This is a genomic window from Staphylococcus sp. EG-SA-2 (genome assembly GCF_017152085.1).
The window spans coordinates 1-982 of the sequence record NZ_JACYHC010000913.1 but is presented as its reverse complement, the minus strand read 5'-3'; the positions used below and the strand labels follow the sequence as shown (position 1 = coordinate 982).

Sequence of the window (982 nt, the reverse complement as noted above, 5' to 3'; positions counted from 1 at the left end):
AAAAAGAAAATTGGTATGGTAATTGTGGCAACTGAATCAGCAGTTGATGCTGCTAAAGCAGCCGCTGTTCAAATTCACAACTTATTAGGTATTCAACCTTTTGCACGTTGCTTTGAAATGAAAGAAGCTTGTTATGCTGCAACACCAGCAATTCAATTAGCTAAAGATTATTTAGCAACTAGACCGAATGAAAAAGTATTAGTTATTGCTACAGATACAGCACGTTATGGATTGAATTCAGGCGGCGAGCCAACACAAGGTGCTGGCGCAGTTGCGATGGTTATTGCACATAATCCAAGCATTTTGGCATTAAATGAAGATGCTGTTGCTTACACTGAAGACGTTTATGATTTCTGGCGTCCAACTGGACATAAATATCCATTAGTTGATGGTGCATTATCTAAAGATGCTTATATCCGCTCATTCCAACAAAGCTGGAATGAATACGCAAAACGTCAAGGTAAGTCGCTAGCTGACTTCGCATCTCTATGCTTCCATGTTCCATTTACAAAAATGGGTAAAAAGGCATTAGAGTCAATCATTGATAACGCTGATGAAACAACTCAAGAGCGTTTACGTTCAGGATATGAAGATGCTGTAGATTATAACCGTTATGTCGGTAATATTTATACTGGATCATTATATTTAAGCCTAATATCATTACTTGAAAATCGTGATTTACAAGCTGGTGAAACAATCGGTTTATTCAGTTATGGCTCAGGTTCAGTTGGTGAATTTTATAGTGCGACATTAGTTGAAGGCTACAAAGATCATTTAGATCAAGCTGCACATAAAGCATTATTAAATAACCGTACTGAAGTATCTGTTGATGCATATGAAACATTCTTCAAACGTTTTGATGACGTTGAATTTGACGAAGAACAAGATGCTGTTCATGAAGATCGTCATATTTTCTACTTATCAAATATTGAAAATAACGTTCGCGAATATCACAGACCAGAGTAATCTGTGTATTTGAAAG

Annotated in this window: 1 protein-coding gene; it reads left to right on the top strand. The window is 36.6% G+C overall.

Going from position 1 to position 982, the window contains the following annotated elements; genetic code table 11:
- Window positions 1-966, top strand: a 966-nt coding sequence (locus tag IDG60_RS16140; RefSeq protein ID WP_156976356.1) for a hydroxymethylglutaryl-CoA synthase, incomplete at its 5' end; no start/stop codon positions are given.
- Window positions 967-982 lie beyond the last annotated feature (16 nt).